The following is a 2,645-nucleotide window of genomic DNA, read 5'->3' as shown; positions in this document are numbered from 1 at the left end:
TGGAAAAACCGGTCAAATTGACCACCACTTTCCAGTGTAAATTGATCACCAGTTCCGGAGCAAACTGACCACCATTTTCCAGTTCAAATTGACCACCTAATTTCGGGGTAAATTGATTATTAAAAACTACTGACTTTTTCATGTTGTTAGAACCATACATTCGTTAAAAAAAACACGGATTATGGCAAACAAAATAACAGACATGAGTAAAATTAGAAAAGTAATTAAATTCTATTGTGACGGAAAAAGCAAGTTATTTATAAGTAGCTACTTATCCCTTTCTAGGAATACGGTAAAGAAGTATATCTCTTTATACGAAGTCCTCGGATTAAACTTTGAATTAATTGATAAAAAAACAGATGCTGAACTAGAGCTTTTGTTTTCACAGACTACTGTGGAATCAATTAGTCCCAAATTGCAGACACTCCATAATTTTTTTCCTAAAATGGAGCGTGAACTAAAAAAAGTTGGCGTTACCATACAACACATGTGGGAGCAATATGTTGACATAAACCCTGATGGTTACAGGAGCTCGCAATTTGCTCATCATTACAAAGTATGGAGTAAACGAGTCAATCCAGTAATGCACATGAATCACAAAGCCGGTGATAAAATGTATGTGGATTATGCCGGAAAAACACTCTCCATTATTGATAATGGCACAGGAGAAATCAAAGAAGTACAATTTTTTGTGGCCATATTGGGAGCTAGCCAATACACCTATGCTGAGGCTTCCATGAGCCAGCAAAAGGAGGATTTTGTCACTTCAGTAGAAAATGCCATGCGCTTTTTTGAAGGCACTCCTGAGGCAATTGTCCCGGATAATTTAAAATCTGCAGTAATAAAAAGTAGTCGTTTTGAGCCGACAATTAATGAAACTCTGGCTGATTTAGCGGAACATTACGAAACTACAATCCTACCCGCTAGGGCTTATAAACCCAGAGATAAGTCATTAGTTGAAGGAGCTGTCAAGATATTGTACAGAAGGATTTATGTAACCCTAAAAGAAACCAAATTCTTTTCTCTGGAGGAATTGAACCAGCAGGTATGGGATCTATTGGATGCTCATAACAGTCGAAAACTCACCGGCCGTCCTTACTCTCGAAAAGAATTATTTGTAGAGGATGAGAAGCAAAAACTGCGTCCACTACCACAAGAACGCTTTGAAATAAAATACCAATCCTTTGCAACGGTAATGCAAAATGGGCATGTCCAATTAAGTCAAGACAAAAATTATTACAGTGTTCCGTATCAATATGTAAAGAAAAAAGCCAAACTCTTGTATACAAAATCAACCGTGGAGATCTATCATAAATACAATCGAATAGCTGTCCACCATCGAAATTACAAACCTTATGTCTATACCACAATCCCGGAGCATTTAGCCAGTACACATCAGTTTGTAGCCCAGTGGAGTGCTGCTCGCTTCATTGATTGGGCCAGCAGTATTGATGAGGCAGTAGCAGAATATATCATGCAGATAATCGAAAGCAGGAACCATCCTGAACAGGCTTATAAAAGTTGTTTAGGAATACTCAACTTCGAAAAAAAGGTTGGTAAACAGCGATTAATAAATGCCTGTAAACGGGCGCTCGATTTTAGAATTTACAATTTTAAGACGATACAAAATATTTTAGAAAACAACTTAGACCATATTGATTTTGAACAAGAACCAGATCAGGAACTCCCGAATCACGGCAACATAAGAGGAAAACATTATTATAACTAAATTAAATCTTGAAAACATGAACGAATCCACAGTAACAAAAATGAAACAAATGAAGTTTTATGGCATGTTTAATGCTTTTAAAACAGCCATTGAAAGCGGAAAAACAGATCATTACACACTCGATCAGTTTGTATCAATGCTTATTGATGCAGAGTGGGACGAAAGACACAATCGTCGTATTCAGCGCAGTATAACCAATGCCCGATTCCATTACAAATCAAATATTGAAAGCATCAATTTTGATCAAACCCGTAATCTGGATCGAAATACAATACTGCGTCTGGCAGAATGTGAATTTGTAGAAAAAAATGAAAACATCTTAATCACGGGAAGCACCGGTGTCGGCAAAAGTTATTTAGGCACTGCATTGGGGTATCAAGCCTGTATACAGGGTTTTAAAGTGAGTTATTTTAATACCTCAAAGTTGTTTGCTAAATTAAAAATGGCCAAAGCAGATGGTTCTTATCTGCGGGAGCTTGCCAAAATTGAAAGGCAAGACGTCATTATACTTGACGATTTTGGACTCCAAGCATTAGACAGTCATAACCGAATTACCCTTTTGGAGATCATTGAAGACAGGCATAATAACGGTTCTATAATTGTGACATCACAAATCCCAGTGCAAGGTTGGTATGATATAATTGGCGAAAAAACCATAGCTGATGCAATTTTGGACAGGCTTATACATCAATCTCACCGGCTCGAATTGCATGGGGAATCTATGAGAAAAAAAAGAGGAATAAACAAAGGATAATATTTTAAGTATATTTGAATACTAATTAACAGATGAAAAAGAGCAGTTTTTAATGAAAAATGGAGGTGGTCATTTTGCTCCGGAATTAGGTGGTCATTTTGAATTGGAATCAGGTGGTCACTTTAAATTGGAATTGGGTGGTCAATATCACTGGAATTTGCA

General features: G+C 36.9%; 2 protein-coding genes. Both read left to right on the top strand.

Annotation, left to right across the window (positions count from 1 at the left end; genetic code table 11):
• Positions 1-181 precede the first annotated feature (181 nt).
• Positions 182-1,729 carry an IS21 family transposase gene (gene istA, locus FND99_RS20110; RefSeq protein ID WP_144339710.1) on the top strand — a complete coding sequence of 516 codons (1,548 nt, stop codon included), beginning with the start codon at positions 182-184 and terminating at the stop codon, positions 1,727-1,729.
• Positions 1,730-1,745: 16 nt separating this feature from the next.
• Positions 1,746-2,483, top strand: a complete 738-nt coding sequence (istB, locus tag FND99_RS20105; protein ID WP_144339709.1) for an IS21-like element helper ATPase IstB — start codon at positions 1,746-1,748, stop codon at positions 2,481-2,483.
• Positions 2,484-2,645: the final 162 nt, after the last annotated feature.

The organism is Flavobacterium daemonense (genome assembly GCF_007341385.1).
Classification (GTDB): domain Bacteria; phylum Bacteroidota; class Bacteroidia; order Flavobacteriales; family Flavobacteriaceae; genus Flavobacterium; species Flavobacterium daemonense.
The sequence above is the reverse complement of the archived record's forward strand: the minus strand, read 5'-3'. Positions and strand labels throughout refer to the sequence as shown.

What these genes read in the sequence shown, in the direction of transcription:
- istA (WP_144339710.1), top strand. Translation starts at nt 182, where the DNA reads ATGGCAAACAAAATAACAGACATGAGTAAAATTAGAAAAGTAATTAAA.
- istB (WP_144339709.1), top strand. Translation starts at nt 1,746, where the DNA reads ATGAACGAATCCACAGTAACAAAAATGAAACAAATGAAGTTTTATGGC.